Source organism: Micromonospora sp. NPDC049275, assembly GCF_043197115.1.
Classification (GTDB): Bacteria; Actinomycetota; Actinomycetes; order Mycobacteriales; family Micromonosporaceae; genus Micromonospora.
This window is the reverse complement of the sequence record NZ_JBICSN010000002.1, coordinates 676,313-690,153: the sequence shown is the minus strand read 5'-3', so window position 1 is coordinate 690,153 and position 13,841 is coordinate 676,313. Positions and strand designations below refer to the sequence as shown.

At 73.1% G+C, this 13,841-nt stretch carries 13 protein-coding genes and 1 pseudogene; 9 read left to right on the top strand and 5 right to left on the bottom strand.

Going from position 1 to position 13,841, the window contains the following annotated elements:
* The first annotated feature begins 4 nt into the window (after positions 1–4).
* Complete coding sequence (locus tag ACGFIE_RS08640; protein WP_393292508.1) at positions 5–1,174, top strand: LLM class flavin-dependent oxidoreductase; 1,170 nt, start codon at positions 5–7, stop codon at positions 1,172–1,174.
* Complete coding sequence (locus ACGFIE_RS08635; protein WP_393292506.1) at positions 1,171–1,755, top strand: NAD(P)H-dependent oxidoreductase; 585 nt, start codon at positions 1,171–1,173, stop codon at positions 1,753–1,755. The genes ACGFIE_RS08640 and ACGFIE_RS08635 overlap by 4 nt, the downstream gene beginning before the upstream one ends.
* Here the strand turns inward: ACGFIE_RS08635 and ACGFIE_RS08630 are convergent.
* Together ACGFIE_RS08630 and ACGFIE_RS08625 are read right to left on the bottom strand one after the other, a co-directional pair.
* Complete coding sequence (locus ACGFIE_RS08630) at positions 1,742–2,278, bottom strand: hypothetical protein (protein ID WP_393292504.1); 537 nt, start codon at positions 2,276–2,278, stop codon at positions 1,742–1,744. The genes ACGFIE_RS08635 and ACGFIE_RS08630 overlap by 14 nt on opposite strands.
* 177 nt (positions 2,279–2,455) lie before the next feature.
* Entirely contained in the window at positions 2,456–5,254 is a 2,799-nt protein-coding gene (locus ACGFIE_RS08625; protein ID WP_393292502.1) for a LuxR C-terminal-related transcriptional regulator, read from the bottom strand.
* Positions 5,255–5,712: 458 nt separating this feature from the next.
* Between ACGFIE_RS08625 and ACGFIE_RS08620 the strand changes: the two genes are divergently transcribed.
* The gene (locus ACGFIE_RS08620; RefSeq protein ID WP_393292499.1) at positions 5,713–6,507 is read left to right on the top strand and encodes a hypothetical protein; all 795 of its coding nucleotides are present in this window, start codon (positions 5,713–5,715) and stop codon (positions 6,505–6,507) included.
* Between the two features lie 123 nt (positions 6,508–6,630).
* Here the strand turns inward: ACGFIE_RS08620 and ACGFIE_RS08615 are convergent, their stop codons facing one another.
* Entirely contained in the window at positions 6,631–7,365 is a 735-nt protein-coding gene (locus ACGFIE_RS08615; protein ID WP_393292497.1) for an SDR family oxidoreductase, read from the bottom strand.
* 127 nt (positions 7,366–7,492) lie between these two features.
* Between ACGFIE_RS08615 and ACGFIE_RS08610 the strand changes: the two genes are divergently transcribed.
* Complete coding sequence (locus tag ACGFIE_RS08610) at positions 7,493–7,978, top strand: RrF2 family transcriptional regulator (protein ID WP_393292495.1); 486 nt, start codon at positions 7,493–7,495, stop codon at positions 7,976–7,978.
* A gap of 6 nt (positions 7,979–7,984) precedes the next feature.
* Here ACGFIE_RS08610 and ACGFIE_RS08605 read toward each other — a convergent pair whose 3' ends face one another.
* On the bottom strand, positions 7,985–9,538 hold the full coding sequence (locus tag ACGFIE_RS08605) for a glycosyltransferase family 39 protein (RefSeq protein ID WP_393292493.1): 1,554 nt from the start codon (positions 9,536–9,538) through the stop codon (positions 7,985–7,987).
* Positions 9,539–9,648: 110 nt separating this feature from the next.
* Here ACGFIE_RS08605 and ACGFIE_RS08600 point away from each other — a divergent pair, with 110 nt between their 5' ends.
* From ACGFIE_RS08600 to ACGFIE_RS08590, 3 genes are read left to right on the top strand one after another with little or no spacing between them, the layout of a single operon-like run.
* On the top strand, positions 9,649–10,680 hold the full coding sequence (locus tag ACGFIE_RS08600; protein ID WP_393292491.1) for an aldo/keto reductase: 1,032 nt from the start codon (positions 9,649–9,651) through the stop codon (positions 10,678–10,680).
* Positions 10,677–11,183: a DUF664 domain-containing protein gene (locus ACGFIE_RS08595; protein WP_393292489.1), complete on the top strand. Its 507-nt coding sequence runs from the start codon at positions 10,677–10,679 to the stop codon at positions 11,181–11,183. Before ACGFIE_RS08600 ends, ACGFIE_RS08595 begins: the two co-directional genes overlap by 4 nt.
* A gap of 48 nt (positions 11,184–11,231) precedes the next feature.
* Positions 11,232–11,816 (top strand): GNAT family N-acetyltransferase, encoded by a 585-nt coding sequence (locus ACGFIE_RS08590; RefSeq protein WP_393292487.1) that lies wholly within the window; start codon positions 11,232–11,234, stop codon positions 11,814–11,816.
* Here the strand turns inward: ACGFIE_RS08590 and ACGFIE_RS08585 are convergent, their stop codons facing one another.
* Entirely contained in the window at positions 11,817–13,100 is a 1,284-nt protein-coding gene (locus tag ACGFIE_RS08585) for an MFS transporter (RefSeq protein WP_393292485.1), read from the bottom strand.
* Between the two features lie 219 nt (positions 13,101–13,319).
* Between ACGFIE_RS08585 and ACGFIE_RS08580 the strand changes: the two are divergent.
* Together ACGFIE_RS08580 and ACGFIE_RS08575 are read left to right on the top strand one after the other, a co-directional pair.
* A pseudogene (locus ACGFIE_RS08580) lies at positions 13,320–13,643 on the top strand (Scr1 family TA system antitoxin-like transcriptional regulator); the annotation flags it as partial.
* On the top strand, positions 13,634–13,825 hold the full coding sequence (locus ACGFIE_RS08575; RefSeq protein WP_393292482.1) for a DUF397 domain-containing protein: 192 nt from the start codon (positions 13,634–13,636) through the stop codon (positions 13,823–13,825). The pseudogene ACGFIE_RS08580 and the gene ACGFIE_RS08575, both read left to right, overlap by 10 nt.
* Positions 13,826–13,841 lie beyond the last annotated feature (16 nt).

The following is a 13,841-nucleotide window of genomic DNA, read 5'->3' as shown; positions in this document are numbered from 1 at the left end:
CCCCATGCCACTGGACCTGCACTGGTTCCTGCCGACGCACGGCGACGGCCGCGACCTGGCCGAGCCCGCCCGCGGTCGCGGCGCCCGGCCGTCGCGCATCACCCGCCGTCCGCCGGACATCGGCTACCTGGCGCAGGTGGCGCGCGCCGCCGACCGGTTGGGTTTCGCCAGTGTGCTCACGCCCGCCGGGTTGTTCTGCGAGGACCCGTGGGTGGTGGCGTCCGCGCTGGCCGCGCAGACCGAGCGACTGAAGTTCATGATCGCGTTACGACCGGGCCTCGCCTCGCCCACGCTTGTCGCGCAGATGGCCGCGTCCCTGCAACGGGTCTCGGCGGGCCGGGTGCTGCTCAACATCGTCGCCGGCAGCGACCCGGACGAGCAGCGCCGCTACGGCGACTGGCTGGACCACGACGCCCGCTACGCCCGCGCCGAGGAGTTCCTCACCGTGCTGGGTGGACTGTGGGCCGGCCAGCCGGTCGACCACGACGGTGAGCACTACCGGGTGAAGGCCGCTCTGCTGGCCCGGCCGCCGGCCACCGCTCCGGCCGTGTTCCTGGGCGGGTCCTCACCGGCGGCGCAGCGGGCGGCCGCCCGGCACGCCGACGTGTATCTGGCCTGGGGTGAGACACCGGCCCAGCTCGGCGAGCTGCTGGGTCGGGCACGCGAGCAGGCGGCTGAGGTCGGCCGCACACTGCGCACCGGGAGTCGGCTGCACGTGATCACCAGGGACACCGCGCGGGAGGCGTGGGCGGAGGCGGACCGGCTGCTCGCCGGCGTCGACCAGGCGCGGATCGCCGCCGCTCGGCAGCGCTTCGCCCGCACCGACTCGGAGGGCCAGCGGCGGGCCGCGGCGCTGCACGCGGACGGCAACGCCCGGATGGAGGTGTACCCGAACGTCTGGGCGGGCTACTCCCTGATCCGCCCCGGTGCCGGTGCGGCGCTGGTGGGCAGCCACGAGGAGGTCGCCGAGCGGATCGCCGAGTACCACGCCGCAGGGGTGGACCATCTGATCCTGTCCGGGCAGCCGCACCTGGAGGAGGCGTACTGGTTCGGCGAGGGAGTGTTGCCGCTGCTGCGCCACGACGGTCTCCTCGACCCCGCGACCGACGCGCACACCCCGACCGATGCGGACGCCGGGTCCCGGCGGACCCCGGAGCTGGCGGTGGGCCGATGAGCCGGCCCGTCGCGGAGCTGCCGATGACCGCGCTGATCGGCAACCCGAAACCCCATTCCCGTACGCGGACCGTCGCGCTGGCCACCGCGGCCGCCCTGCACTCCCGACTGACCCACTGCCCGACCCCGGTCGGAGCGCCGACGGTGATCGACCTGGCCGAGCTGACTGCCGAACTGGTCGGTCAGGGCAGCCGGCCGGAGACCCTCGACGAGGTGCTGGAGGCGGTACGCAGGCCGGGGCTGCTGCTGGTGGCAAGCCCCACGTTCAAGGCGGCGTACAGCGGCCTGCTGAAGCTCTTCGTCGACGTACTGCCCCGGGGCGCGCTGACCGGGGTCGTGGCGGTGCCGGTGATGACCGCCGCCCGGTCCGGTCACCGGCACGTCGTCGACACCTACCTGGGCGCGCTGCTGGCCGAGGTGGGCGCGTACGTGCCCGTGGCCGGCCTGTGTGTGCTGGAGCGCGAGTTCGACACGGCGGAGATGGGCATCGAGCGCTGGCTGGACCGGGCGACGCCGGCGGTGGTGGACGCGCTCGCCGGGGTGCCCGGCGTGCCGGCCGAGCCCGGGGTCAGCCGGCGTTGACCTCGGTGTCGTGCTTGCGGCGCATCCGGCTGATCCAGCCCTGTGCCGTGTGCACCGGAACGTCGAAGTGCTCGGCGACGGCGCTGATCGTGCCGACCTGCTCGTAGACCGCCTCCAGGTCCGCCGGGTCGGGCGCCCGGCGGTACGCGCGACCGGCCTTGAGTCGGCTGAGCCGGTCCGGTTCGCCGCCCCGGCGTGCGGGCCGGGGCGGCAGCGGTCGCGGTGCGGTCTCGGTGGCGGTGGTCGCGGGGACCGGTCCGACCGTCACGGCCGGACGGGGCGCGGCTTCGGCGCGGCTCCTGTCCCGGTCCTGCGGGGGGATGAAGGCGCGCAGCAGGGCATCGAAGTCGACGTAGGGCAGCTCGCCGGTCAGGCCGGCGCTCTGCGGCGCGCGGACGGTGAGCTCCCGTACGACCGGGTGCCCGTTGCCGGTCTCCAGACGCACGACGGTCTGGGCCACCGGGCCGGTGATCTCCTCACCGTCGTCCTCAACGGGCACGATGGTGATGATGTATTGACTCACGACGATGCCTTTCCTGCGCATCTCCGGGCGAGCCAGTGCGGCTTCCGGCCCCCCGGTCAACCCTGTCGGGTTTGACCTGTGGTGGGAGACAAGATATCAGATTCCCGCAGGCAGAAGGCGAGATATCCGACACTCGCCACGGGACGCCTATCCTTCATCTCCGTTTTATTGTGGGCATCAACGCTCAAACCGGGCTCTCCGGGTCGCAGACCCTCGATCCTCGGTCGTCGATCGCGGGTCGACAGCCCGGGACACCAGCAACGCGGCCAGCCCGGCCCGCGACGACACCCCCGTCTTGCGGAAGATCCGGGTCAGGTGGGCCTCCACCGTCTTGACCGTCACGTACACCTGGTCCGCCGCCTCGGCGTTGCTCGCACCGGCGGCCACGAGCCGGGCGATGTCCCACTCCCGCCGGGTCAGGGTCAGCTCCCCGCCCGCGGCCGCGGCCGGCAGGCGACCCGCGGCTCCGGCCGCGCGGCTCTGCTCGCCGGCCACCGAGCGGCGCAGCGGCGGCGAGTCGACAAGCTCCGCGATACGGCGGGTCTCGGCGAGTTCGACCTCCGCCGCCGACCACTCCCGGGCGTCGCACAGGGCCCGCGCGCGCACCAAGCGCGCCGACGCCTCCTCCAGCCTCCATCCCAGACTCGCGAAGGTGTCGGCCGCGGCGGCGGCCAGCTCCGCGGCGCAGCGCGGATCCGCCTCCAGGGTCAGCCGCGCCCGGGCGGTCCGGGTCAACGCGCTCTGCCCGCGCAGCCCCAGCCGCTCGGCGTACCCCTCCGCCACGGCCAACCAGCGCGCGGCCTCGTCGCACCGACCGGCCTTGTGCGCCGTCTCGGCCAGGGCCGAGGCCCAGCAGGCCCGGTTGGTCACCTCGACCTGGTCGAGACCGTCGCCGCCGCAGGCGCGCAGCAACGTCGACGTCGAGCCGGCCCGGTCGCCGGCGAGGAAGCGCAGACGCACCGACACGCGCTGACTCGCCCCGTCGTACCAGTTCTCGCGGCGGGTGCTGGCGTCCAGCACGGCGGTGTCGGCCAGGTGACGCGCCGCCGCCGGGCCGCTGCGCCACGCCACCGCGATGGCCCGGTAGGCGCGCGCCAGCGCCACCATCGGGTCGATGCCCATGGCGACGGCCACCTCCTCGGCGTCCTCACCCTCGACCCGGGCCCGGTCCAGGCTGCCCAGTCGGGCGGTCACCGCGCAACGGCCCACCAGCAGCCAGGGGGTGAGCGCCACGAGACCCCCGCGGCAGCAGATGTCCAGCGCACGGTCGAAGTGGTGCAGGGCGGAGCGTTCCCGCTCGTGGAAGTACTCGGCCCAGCCCAGCAGGGCCAGCAGGTCCGGGTGCCGGGCGAGGTCGGTGTCGGCGAACGCGTCCACCTCGGACGACGCCCGATCCAGCGTCTCGGACACCCGGATCCCGCAGTCGGTGTACGCGGCCACGAACGACTGCACCACCGCCGCCGTGGTCGCGCAGACCGCCGAGCCGGTGCGTTCGGCCAGCGGGCCCAGACTCCGGGCGTGCTCCGCCGCGTCGGGCGCCGCGCAGAGGGCGCCGGCGATCGCGGCCTCGACCGTCAGCAGGAAGTGAGTGTGCGGCTCCACCTGCCCGTCCCGGTACGGCAGCAACAGCGCGTACGCGTCGAACGGCCGGCCCAGCAGGCGTTCCACCCGCGCCCGTGCGGCCACCGCCCGCAGTCGCTTGTCGCAGTCGGCGAGCGGACGGCGGGTGAGTTCCTGTAGCAGGGTGCGGGCCTGGCGCAGTTGACCCGCGCCGACAAGCGCGTCCGCCATCGCGAACTCCAGCCGCGTACGGCGTGGTTCGGTGACCTCGGCGGCGGGCAGCAGCCGCTGGACGTTCGTCAACCACCGGATCGCGTCGAGACGGGGCACGAGACCGCTCTCCGCCGCCTCGATCAGCGCGTCGGCTGTCGCCGGTTCGGCGCACTGGCCGCTTGCCGACAGGTGTTCGGCGTACCGGGTGACCGGATGCCCGAGCTCGCGCAGGACGCGGGCCGCCGTCGCGTGCAGGCGTCGTCGCCGGCCGGGAGACAGCGAGCGGTACACCACGGTGCGGTCCACCTCGTGGCGGAACCGCAGGGTCGACGCCTCGGTGGGGTCGGTCCGCAGCAGGTCGACGGCCACCAGCGCGTCGAGCAGGTCGCTGGTGACCTCCGGGCCACGATCGGCGAGGGCCGCGGCCAGCGCCGGTTCGAACCCGTCCGGGCACACCGCGACGGCCTCCAGCATCTGCCGCTGCTCGTCGGTGAGCGCGTCGAGGTCGAGCTGGACCGCGCCTGTGACATCGACGGGCAGCTCGGCGGGCAGGCCACGCAGGGCGGCGACCGGGCCGTCCAGTGCGCCCGGGCGGTAGGCGAGGACGTAGCGGGGCACGCCGCCGGAGAGCACGTGGACCCGCTGGGCGGCGCGTCCCTCCGCCAGCCCGAGCAGCGCGGCCACGCTGGCGGGATCCAACGGTGTCAGGGTGACCGCCCGGCGGCTCAGGTGGATGCCGGCGGCGAGCGCGGTGGTCACCCGGGTCGGCATCTGCCGCGGCCGGTACGCGGCGACCCACAGCAGACCCGCGGGCGGCGCCTGCGCGAGTCGACTCAGCAGCGTGGCCGTCGCGGGTGACGCGCCGTGCAGGTCGTCCAGGAGCAACAGCAGCGGACCGCCGGCGGGGACCGCCGTGGAGGGCTCCTCCGTCAGCGCCGTGAGGACCTGCCGGATCTGGTGGCCGTCGTGGCCGGTCGCGGCGAGCACCGGCACCCCGGCTCGTCGGGCTCGTGCGGCGACCTCGCGCAGCAGCCGGGTCTTGCCGGTGCCGGGGTCACCCACGAACTCGATCATGGCGGGTTGGCCGTCGTGGACCCCGACCAGGGCGCGGTCGAACAGGTCGAGCGCACAGTTGCGCCCGACCAGGGGGTCGAGAGGGTCCCCCGCCGGTGGCGGGGCGAACTCCTCCTCGCTGATGTTCATCGGCGCTCCACGAGGGACACCCGTACGGTGCGGCCCGTCGGCGTACGCCATCGGGTCGGGCGCGTGTCGTGCGGTGCGGCGACGGCCTGACGGCCTGGTCGGACGCGACGGCGCGGTGCGCGTTGGCTCAGCATCAACTGCCACCCCCAGGATCTGTCCCGTTCGGGCCTCTCGGCGTGCCCGATACCGGCGGTGCCAATTGCCGGCGCTCGGGCGAGCGGCAGGTGCAACTCTAGGTCCGCGTGCCAAGAACTGCGATCGCGGGACCGGTTGCTCCTATTGCCGAAGAGAGCAAATGTTGATGTCCAAAAACCGAAATAGCGGACTTGAGTCTTGACACAGCGCACACCGGCGGTTGCGTTGAGTTCACGACAATGTGGGGTTTCCCCTACTGTCGCATCGTTCCTCGTCGCTTAATGTCGACCCCGGCGGTGCGACGCCTTCTGGGGGGACTTCGGATGACCGTTCAGTACCGATCCTATCTGGACAATTCGTCAGATGCCGAGGTGATGCTCAACGAGTCGGAACGATGGCACGCATTTCAGTGCCTTTTACCGCCACGTGCGGCGGTTGCCGACGCGTTCCTCACCCGGGGCATCAGTCCGCTGCTGCACGGCCTTCAGACCACCGGCGAACTGTCCGCCTGGTCATTCACCCGACAGTCGCCACGGGTGGTGAGTCTGCACCTGCTGGGCAGTGCGCCACGACTGCTGGCGGCCCGACTGGCGGGGCTCTGCCTGGCGGTCGGGGCTCAGGGGCCCGTGCACCTGCCGCACCTCGCCGCTCCGCCGGCGCGCGATCCCCGGCTTGTCGACGTGGCGGTCGACCTGATCGGGATGACCCCGGGGCGGCAGGCCCGCCTCGGCGCCGCCGTGGACCTGGCGATGGTGGCGGCCATACGCAGTTGCCCCGCCCTGGGCGGCGACAGCGACCTCGCCGCGACCGAGGCCGTGGCGGCGCTGCCGAGCGGCCGCTGGCAGCGGATCGCCACCGCCCTGCAGACCGAACGCCACCCGCTGACCTGCTGGTCACACCTGCTGGAGGCGTTCCGCCGCGCACCCGGCTACGAGGGTGCGATGACGTTTGACCTGGTCCACCTGCTGCACAATCAGCTCGGGCTCACCAAGCGTGACGAGCAGCGGGTGCACGCGGGTCTGATCCGTTCCCTGTCGCGGCGTCGGCCCGGCGCACGCCGGTCGCCCCGCTCGCACCTGAGCGTCCCGCACCCCGGACCGGTCCGCCCGGGAAGGTGAACGACACGCGCGGCGCCCTGGCCGGGGCCGTCGACCGACCGGCGAGGAGTCAACGCCTGCGGCACCGAGGTGCGTGCGGTGTTCCGGCGCGCAGGCGTACGCCGGAACACCGCGGGTGCAGGGTCAGCGTGCCAGCCACTGCCGGTAGGACGTCGGCGCGAGCACGGCGCCCTCCTCGGCGATCAGCACGTCGCCGGGAACGGCCGCGAACATGCCGGCGCTGTCGTCGGCGGTGACGGTGCGCGGGTCGCCGTGCGCGGCGAGGGTGGTCCGGCCCAGCTCGTCGAGCGCGAACACGTCGGGGCCGGCGACGTTGCGGACGCCCAGCAGGGGAGCGCCCACGCAGACGTCGGCGACGGCCTGGGCCACGTCGGCCGCGGCCATCGGCTGGACGGGGGTGCGGGGCAGGCGGACGCCGCTCTCGTCGGCGGTCCAGGAGATGACCGCGTCGATGAACTCGAAGAACTGCGTGGCGCGGACGATCGAGTACGGCACCGCGCTGGCCTTGAGGATGTCCTCCTGGAGCACCTTGGCGCGGTAGTAGGCCAGGTCGGGCACCTGGTCGACGCCGAGGATGGACAGGATCACCGCGTGGCCGACGCCGGCCCGCTCGGCGGCCGTCACGAGGTTGTCCATTGTCGTCTGGAAGAAGGCGGGGGAGGCGTCGTCGAAGGTCGGCGAGTTGGTCAGGTTGACGACGACGTCGGCGCCCGTGAGCGCCTCGGGCAGGCCCTGCCCGGTGAGGAGGTCGACACCTGTCGACTGCGAGTGCGGAACCGCCTCGTGCCCGCCAGCCCGCAGGATCGTGACGACCTGGGACCCGATCAGTCCGGTCCCGCCCAGTACGGCGATCTTCATGTCCGTTCCACCTTTCCTGCCTGTTTGTCCGTCGTGCCGCGCACGGCCACTTAACTCGGACTTCCTATGTCCGAGAACTATACTCGGACAGGATGGATCCGAGTATCGGGGTGGTTAAGGTGAGGCGATGAAGATGTCCGGCGGGGTCGAGTGGGCGCTGCACTGCTGCGTCGTGCTCACTGCCAGCAGCAGGCCCGTCCCGGCCGCCCGGCTCGCGGAGCTGCACGACGTCTCCGGCAGCTACCTCGCCAAACAGCTCCAGGCGCTTGCCCGCGCCGGGCTCATCCACTCCGTGCAGGGCAAGTCGGGCGGATACGCGCTGACCCGCGCTCCGGAGAGCATCAGCCTGCTCGACGTGGTCCACGCCGTCGACGGGCCGGGCCCCGCCTTCGTCTGCACCGAGATCCGCCAGCGCGGCCCGCTGGCCAGCCCACCCGAGGCCTGCGCCCGCGCGTGCCCGATCTCCCGCGCCATGTCGAGTGCCGAGAAGGCGTGGCACGCCGCCCTGGCCGCTGTCACGATCGCCGATCTCGCCCGCGACGTGGCCGTCGACTCCGGCCCCGAGGCGCTGCCCGGCGTCAGCGCGTGGCTCACCGGCGACAGCGCCGGCTGACCGCGCTCAGCCGGTGTGGCGTACCTCGGTTTCCCAGATCTGCGCCCACGGACGCCGCAGCCCCCGACAGACGAGGATCGGGCCGCCGTTCTCGTCGTTGTCCACCTCGACCCGCTGATCCACCCGCCCGGCGGGCGCGCACTGCTGGAACCAGGCGTTCAGCGCGTCGGGGCGCTCCCAGCCGACGACGATCGCCACGTCCGCGTCGGCGGGCGGACGGCCGAAGTCGACAGTGCTGTTGTGCCCCGAGTAAGCCCGGGGAAGCCCACGGGCCGGGCCGTAGCGGGCGATCGCCCCGGCCTCTCCGTAGTTGCCGGTGAGGATGACCGCCCGCGCGCGCTCCTGCGGTGGCAGGCCACGATGGACGGCCGCGACCGAGTCGGCGAAAGCCGGCCAGCCGATGGTCTCGCCGGCGTCGTAGTTGACGTCGACCACGAAAGCGGGCAGCCGCTCGGCCGGCAGCACCGGCAGCAGCAACACGAGGTTGGGTAGGAGGAACAGCACGGCGCCCGCCACGAGCACACCCCGCCGCAGCCACGCCGACCCGCGCGACGCCCAGGCGGCGGTCACCACCGCGCCGGCGGCGACGAGGGCGAGTAGCAGAGGCGCGTCGTAGTAACCCTTGCCGCCGGCGACCAGGACGACGCCGACCACGACCACCCAGGCCCAACCCACCGCGCGGTACGCCCGCCACGCCGGCCGGCGCAGCAGTGCGACGAGACCGGCGATCCAGATCGGCACGGCGTACGGGCTGATGATGAGGAACTGCAGGGTGAACGCGTCGAGGCGACCGCTGTAGGAGCTGTCGCCGTCGGCGATGGAGGCGGCCACACCGAGCTGCGGGAAGCCGTGCGTGGCCTGCCAGATCAGGTTCGGAGCGGCCAGCAGCACGGCGATCCCGGCGGCGACGAGAACCCACTTCTCGCGCAGCAGCCGACGCGGCCCGGCGATCAGCACCCCGGCCACCAGACCGACGGCCAGCAGCGCGGGCAGCAGCTTGTTGAGCATGCCCACGCCGAGCACCAGCCCGAGCGCGAGCGCCCACCGGTTGTCCCCGGTGCGCAGCAACCGCACCGCGCACCACACCACCGCGAGCCAGACCAGCAGGTCGACGGTCGTGGTGCTGAGCAGGTGCCCGCTGGCGAGCACGATGCCGGACAGCGCGGCCAGCACCGCCGCGAAGCTCTGCCCGCCCCGACCGCCGCCCAGCTCGCGGGCGATGGCGGCGACCAGCAGGACCGCCACGCCGGCCAGCAGCGCCGACGGCGTACGCAGCACCACCAGGTTGCCCGGCGCGATCGTGTCGAGCAGCCGGGCCAGCGCCGGAACGAGCGGGCCCTGGTCGACGTAACCCCAGGCGAGGTGCCGGCCGCAGAGCAGGAAGTAGAGCTCGTCGCGGTGATAGCCGTACCGGCCGGCGAGCAGCAGCAGCGTCACGCTTGTCGCCGCGGCCACCAGCCACGGCCCCCGCGCGCGCGGACCGGGCTGCGGCAGGCGTCCCGGCTCGGACGACGGCCCCGGCCGGTGCGCTCGATCGGTGTCGATGGCGGGCTCGCTCACCGCCCCATCATCGCCGCTGCCGCCGGGGCGTGGGTGCCCGAAAGCCTGCGGGTGCGGGTGCCCTGAGCAGGTGCGAAGATCAGTTTGGTAACTCGGACCGAAAGGACGACATGCGCTATCGCACTCTGGGCGCCACCGGCACGGTGGTGTCGACCCTGTGTCTGGGCACGATGACCTTCGGCGCGGAGACCGACGAGGCGGGCAGCTTCGCGCAGCTGGACCGGTTCGTCGAGGCCGGCGGCACGTTCCTCGACACCGCCGACGTCTACTCCACAGGCGTCTCCGAGGAGATCGTCGGCCGGTGGCTGCGGGCACGCCCCGACCTGCGGGACCGCCTCGTCATCGCCACCAAGGGCCGCTTCCCGATGGGCGCGGGCGCGAACGACGCAGGCCTGTCCCGAGTACACCTCACGCGCGCGCTGGAGGCCAGCCTCCGGCGGCTCGGCGTCGAGGCCGTCGACCTGTACCAGGCGCACGCGTGGGATCCGCTGACCCCGCTGCCGGAGACCCTGCGCTTCTTCGACGACGCCGTGCGCGCCGGCAAGATCCGCTACGCGGGGGTCAGCAACTTCACCGGTTGGCAGTTGCAGAAGGCCGCCCTGCTCACCCAGCATCTCAACCTCACCCCGATCGTGACCCTCCAGCCGCAGTACAACCTGCTGGCCCGGGAGATCGAGTTCGAGCTGGTGCCGGTCTGCGAGAACGAGGGCATCGGCATCCTGCCGTGGTCGCCGCTGGGCGGCGGCTGGCTGACCGGCAAGTACCAGCGCGACAGTACGCCCACCGGCGCCACCCGACTCGGCGAGAACCCGGAGCGCGGCGTGGAGGCGTACGCGGGTCGCAACGCCGAGGAGCGCACCTGGCGGGTGCTCGACACGGTCGGCCAGATCGCCAGGGACCGTGGCGTGTCCATGTCGGCGGTGTCGCTGGCCTGGCTGGCGGCCCGACCGGCGGTCACCTCGGTGATCCTCGGCGCGCGGACCACCGAGCAGCTCGACGACAACCTGACCGCCGCCGACCTGGTTCTCGACGCCGAGCAGATGCGGTTGCTGGACGAGGCGAGCGCCCCGCTGGTGGGCGACTACCCGTACGGCGGCGCCGGCGTGCGCCAGCGTGGCCGCGACCTGCCGACCGGGTCATGATTCCGTTCCCCGAGCCCACCAGCCCGGCCGGCAGCCGCTCCGAGGTGTTCCTGCGCTACCTCGACTACTTCCGCGAGTCCGTGGTGGCAAAGGTGTCAGCGCTGGCGGAGCCGGAGCTGCGGCAGAGCCGTCTGCCGTCCGGGTGGACCCCGTTGGAGCTGCTCACGCACCTGCGTCACGTCGAGCTGCGCTGGATCGAGTGGGGTTTCCAGGGCCGGACGGTCGCCGAGCCGTGGGGTGACCGCCGCGACGACCGCTGGTACGTCGCTCCCGACGAGACCCGCTCCGACCTGGTGGCGGCGCTGCGGGCGCAGGGCGCGCACACCACCGCCGTGGTGTCGGCGCACGACCTGGCGGAGATCGGAGCGCCGGGCCCGCGCTGGAACGGCGCCGACCCGGCGTCGCTGGAGCGGGTGCTGTTCCACCTGGTCCAGGAGTACGCCCGCCACCTCGGCCACCTCGACGTGGTCGCCGAACTCGCCGGCAACCCGACCGGCGAGTGAGCCCTCCGGCGGGCATCGCCGGGCCGGTCCGCGAAGGAGAATGGCCCGATGCCGCTACTCGTCACGCCCGCCCTGCCCGCCGGAAGTCTCGCCAGCCGAGAGCAACCCCGCCTTGCGGTACGCCCCGGGGTGGCGCTGCGGCCGTGGCACGACGGGGACGCTCCGGTCGTGCGGGCGGCGTTCGACTGTCCGGCGATCCAGCGTTGGCATGTGCTCCGGTTGGACGACGAGGCCGAGGCCCGGGCGTGGACGGCGCAGTGGGTCGGCCGTTGGCGTGCCGAGACGGCCGCCAGTTGGGCCATCGTCGACGTCGATGACCGGCCGGTCGGCCAGGTGGGATTGCGGCAGGTGTCGCTGGTGGAGGCGTCGGCGGACGTGTCGTACTGGGTGCTGCCCGCCGCGCGCGGCAGAGGGATCGCCGCCGCGGCGCTGCGGGCGCTGACCCGGTGGAGCTTCGCGGCCGGGTTGCACCGGCTGGGCCTGGAGCACTCGACCGCCAACGCGGCGTCGTGCCGGGTGGCCACACGTTCGGGCTTCACCGCCGACGGTGTGGTGCGGGGTTCGGTGCGGCACGCCGACGGCTGGCACGACATGCACCTGCACGCGCGGCTGCGCACCGACGGCCCGATCTGATCATCCGATCTGCTCGGTGGTCGGCGCGGATGTCGTCGGCGTCGCCGCGTCCTCGGCGTCGCGCCGCATCGCCCGGGGCAGGCGCAGCGCGACGATGCCGGTGGCCAGCAGGCCGCCGACGCCCGCGACCACAAGGGTCACCGGAGCCGACGTGGCGTCGAGCAGCAGACCACCGGCGAGGTAGGACGTCGCGGCGGCGACACCGATCGCGCCGTACAGGTTTCCGAAGACCCGCCCGAGCAGGCCCGCGGGAACCGTGCGTTGCAGCAGCGTGCTGGAGGCGACGTCCATGGCCGCCAATCCGAACCCCCGGACCCCCTGTAGGGCGATCGCGGCGGCGACGGCCCAGGCGAGCCCGGTCAGCAGGTTCCCGACACTGCTGACCCCGAAGCCCACGATCAGCAGCAGCGGCATCGACGCCCGGGTGCCCCACCGCGACAGGATGGCGTAACCGGCGACAAGTCCGACGCCGACCGCGCCCAACAGCAGCCCGACGGCGGAATTGCCCACCGCGAAGGTGTCGCGGGCCAACAGCAGCAGCGCCACGTCGTCGACCCCGTTGAAGGCGACCACCGCGGTGAAGCCCAGGAAGATCACCCGTACCGTGGGAACACTCAACAGGTAGCCGATTCCCGCTCTGGCCTGCCGCAGCAGGGACGGCTGGCGCGCGTTGCCGGTCACCGCCGGCAGGGAGGGGAGCGTCGCCAGCAGCACGGCCGAGAGGAGGAATGACACCGCGTCGACGAGCAGCAGGCCACGCACTCCGACCAGCGGGAACAGGGCCGCGGCGAGGAGCGGACCGGCCGCCTCCGCCGCGTTGGAGCCGAACCCGATGGTGGAGTTGGCGGTCTCCAGGTCACGGTCGGCGCACAGTGCGGGCACCGCCGCCCGAGACGCCGGTTGAAAGACCTGCGCGGCGGTGGCGCGGATCGCGACGAGTGCCAGCAGCACCGGTAGCGGAGGCAAGGTCAGCACGATCACCAGCAGGACCGCGGCCTGGACGAGTTCGCAGACGACCATCAGCCGCCGGAGGTTGAGCCGGTCGGCGAGGGCACCGCTGAACGGACCCAGCAGCGACGGCGCGAGATCTCCGACGAGCAGCAGGAGGGAGACCGCCAGCGCCTTCCCCGTCGTCTCGGCGACGTGGAACATGAGCGCGACGAGGCTGAGCGAATCGCCCGCGTACGAGACGAGTCGGGCCGAGAACAGAGCGCGAAAGGGTCGACTGCGGCGAAGCAGTTGCGTGGGGCGCAGCGAGTCGTCGCCAGCAGCCGCGCCGGACATCGTGAGTCCCCCGATTCGTGGAGGTGAGCAGCGGCACGAAGCGTGCCGCCGTTGCCGCGCCGATGCGGGGCGCGGATGCGCGGCGAACACCGACCAGCCTCCGGATGAAGATAGCCACTGCGGGGTCGAGGAGCGCGTGATTAACGCTGGCACCGGTCACCGGACGCCTGCTGCCCGCCGTAATCCTCGGCGCCGGACGTCGGTCTCGTCGATCATGCGCGCCGGCGCGTCGGCGACGACCGCGCGCTGATGGCGGCGCAGCTCACGCACCTGCTCGACCACGTGGAGACGGACACCGTGCAGCTCCAGATCGTGCCGCCTGTCGCGCCCAGCTACCCCGGGCTCGACGGGCCGTTCACCATCGCCGACCTGCCGGACGGCTCACGTGTCGCGCACGTCGACAGCACCGCGCAGGCGCAGATCCTCGACCAGACATCGGAGCTTGTTAGCCTGGAACGGCGGTGGGAGCGTATTCGCGGCGAAGCGCTGCCCCGGGGACGTCCCTTGCACCTTCTCAGAGAAGCGGCGGCATCATGGACCTGACCGGGGCGCGGTGGCGCAAGAGCACGAAGAGCGGCGGCAACGGCGGTGACTGCGTCGAGGTCGCCGACAACCTCCCGGGCGTGGTCCTCGTCCGGGACACGAAGGATCGCGACGGCGCGACGCTCACGTTCAGCCCGCAGGCGTGGCGGAGCTTCGTCGCCAGGGCCCGCGACGCCCGCTGACCGTCCACATCGCGCG

What these genes read in the sequence shown, in the direction of transcription:
- ACGFIE_RS08585 (WP_393292485.1), bottom strand. Translation starts at nt 13,100, where the DNA reads ATGTCCGGCGCGGCTGCTGGCGACGACTCGCTGCGCCCCACGCAACTG.
- ACGFIE_RS08625 (WP_393292502.1), bottom strand. Translation starts at nt 5,254, where the DNA reads ATGAACATCAGCGAGGAGGAGTTCGCCCCGCCACCGGCGGGGGACCCT.
- ACGFIE_RS08595 (WP_393292489.1), top strand. Translation starts at nt 10,677, where the DNA reads ATGATTCCGTTCCCCGAGCCCACCAGCCCGGCCGGCAGCCGCTCCGAG.
- ACGFIE_RS08640 (WP_393292508.1), top strand. Translation starts at nt 5, where the DNA reads ATGCCACTGGACCTGCACTGGTTCCTGCCGACGCACGGCGACGGCCGC.
- ACGFIE_RS08590 (WP_393292487.1), top strand. Translation starts at nt 11,232, where the DNA reads ATGCCGCTACTCGTCACGCCCGCCCTGCCCGCCGGAAGTCTCGCCAGC.
- ACGFIE_RS08575 (WP_393292482.1), top strand. Translation starts at nt 13,634, where the DNA reads ATGGACCTGACCGGGGCGCGGTGGCGCAAGAGCACGAAGAGCGGCGGC.
- ACGFIE_RS08620 (WP_393292499.1), top strand. Translation starts at nt 5,713, where the DNA reads ATGACCGTTCAGTACCGATCCTATCTGGACAATTCGTCAGATGCCGAG.
- ACGFIE_RS08635 (WP_393292506.1), top strand. Translation starts at nt 1,171, where the DNA reads ATGAGCCGGCCCGTCGCGGAGCTGCCGATGACCGCGCTGATCGGCAAC.
- ACGFIE_RS08600 (WP_393292491.1), top strand. Translation starts at nt 9,649, where the DNA reads ATGCGCTATCGCACTCTGGGCGCCACCGGCACGGTGGTGTCGACCCTG.
- ACGFIE_RS08610 (WP_393292495.1), top strand. Translation starts at nt 7,493, where the DNA reads ATGAAGATGTCCGGCGGGGTCGAGTGGGCGCTGCACTGCTGCGTCGTG.
- ACGFIE_RS08615 (WP_393292497.1), bottom strand. Translation starts at nt 7,365, where the DNA reads ATGAAGATCGCCGTACTGGGCGGGACCGGACTGATCGGGTCCCAGGTC.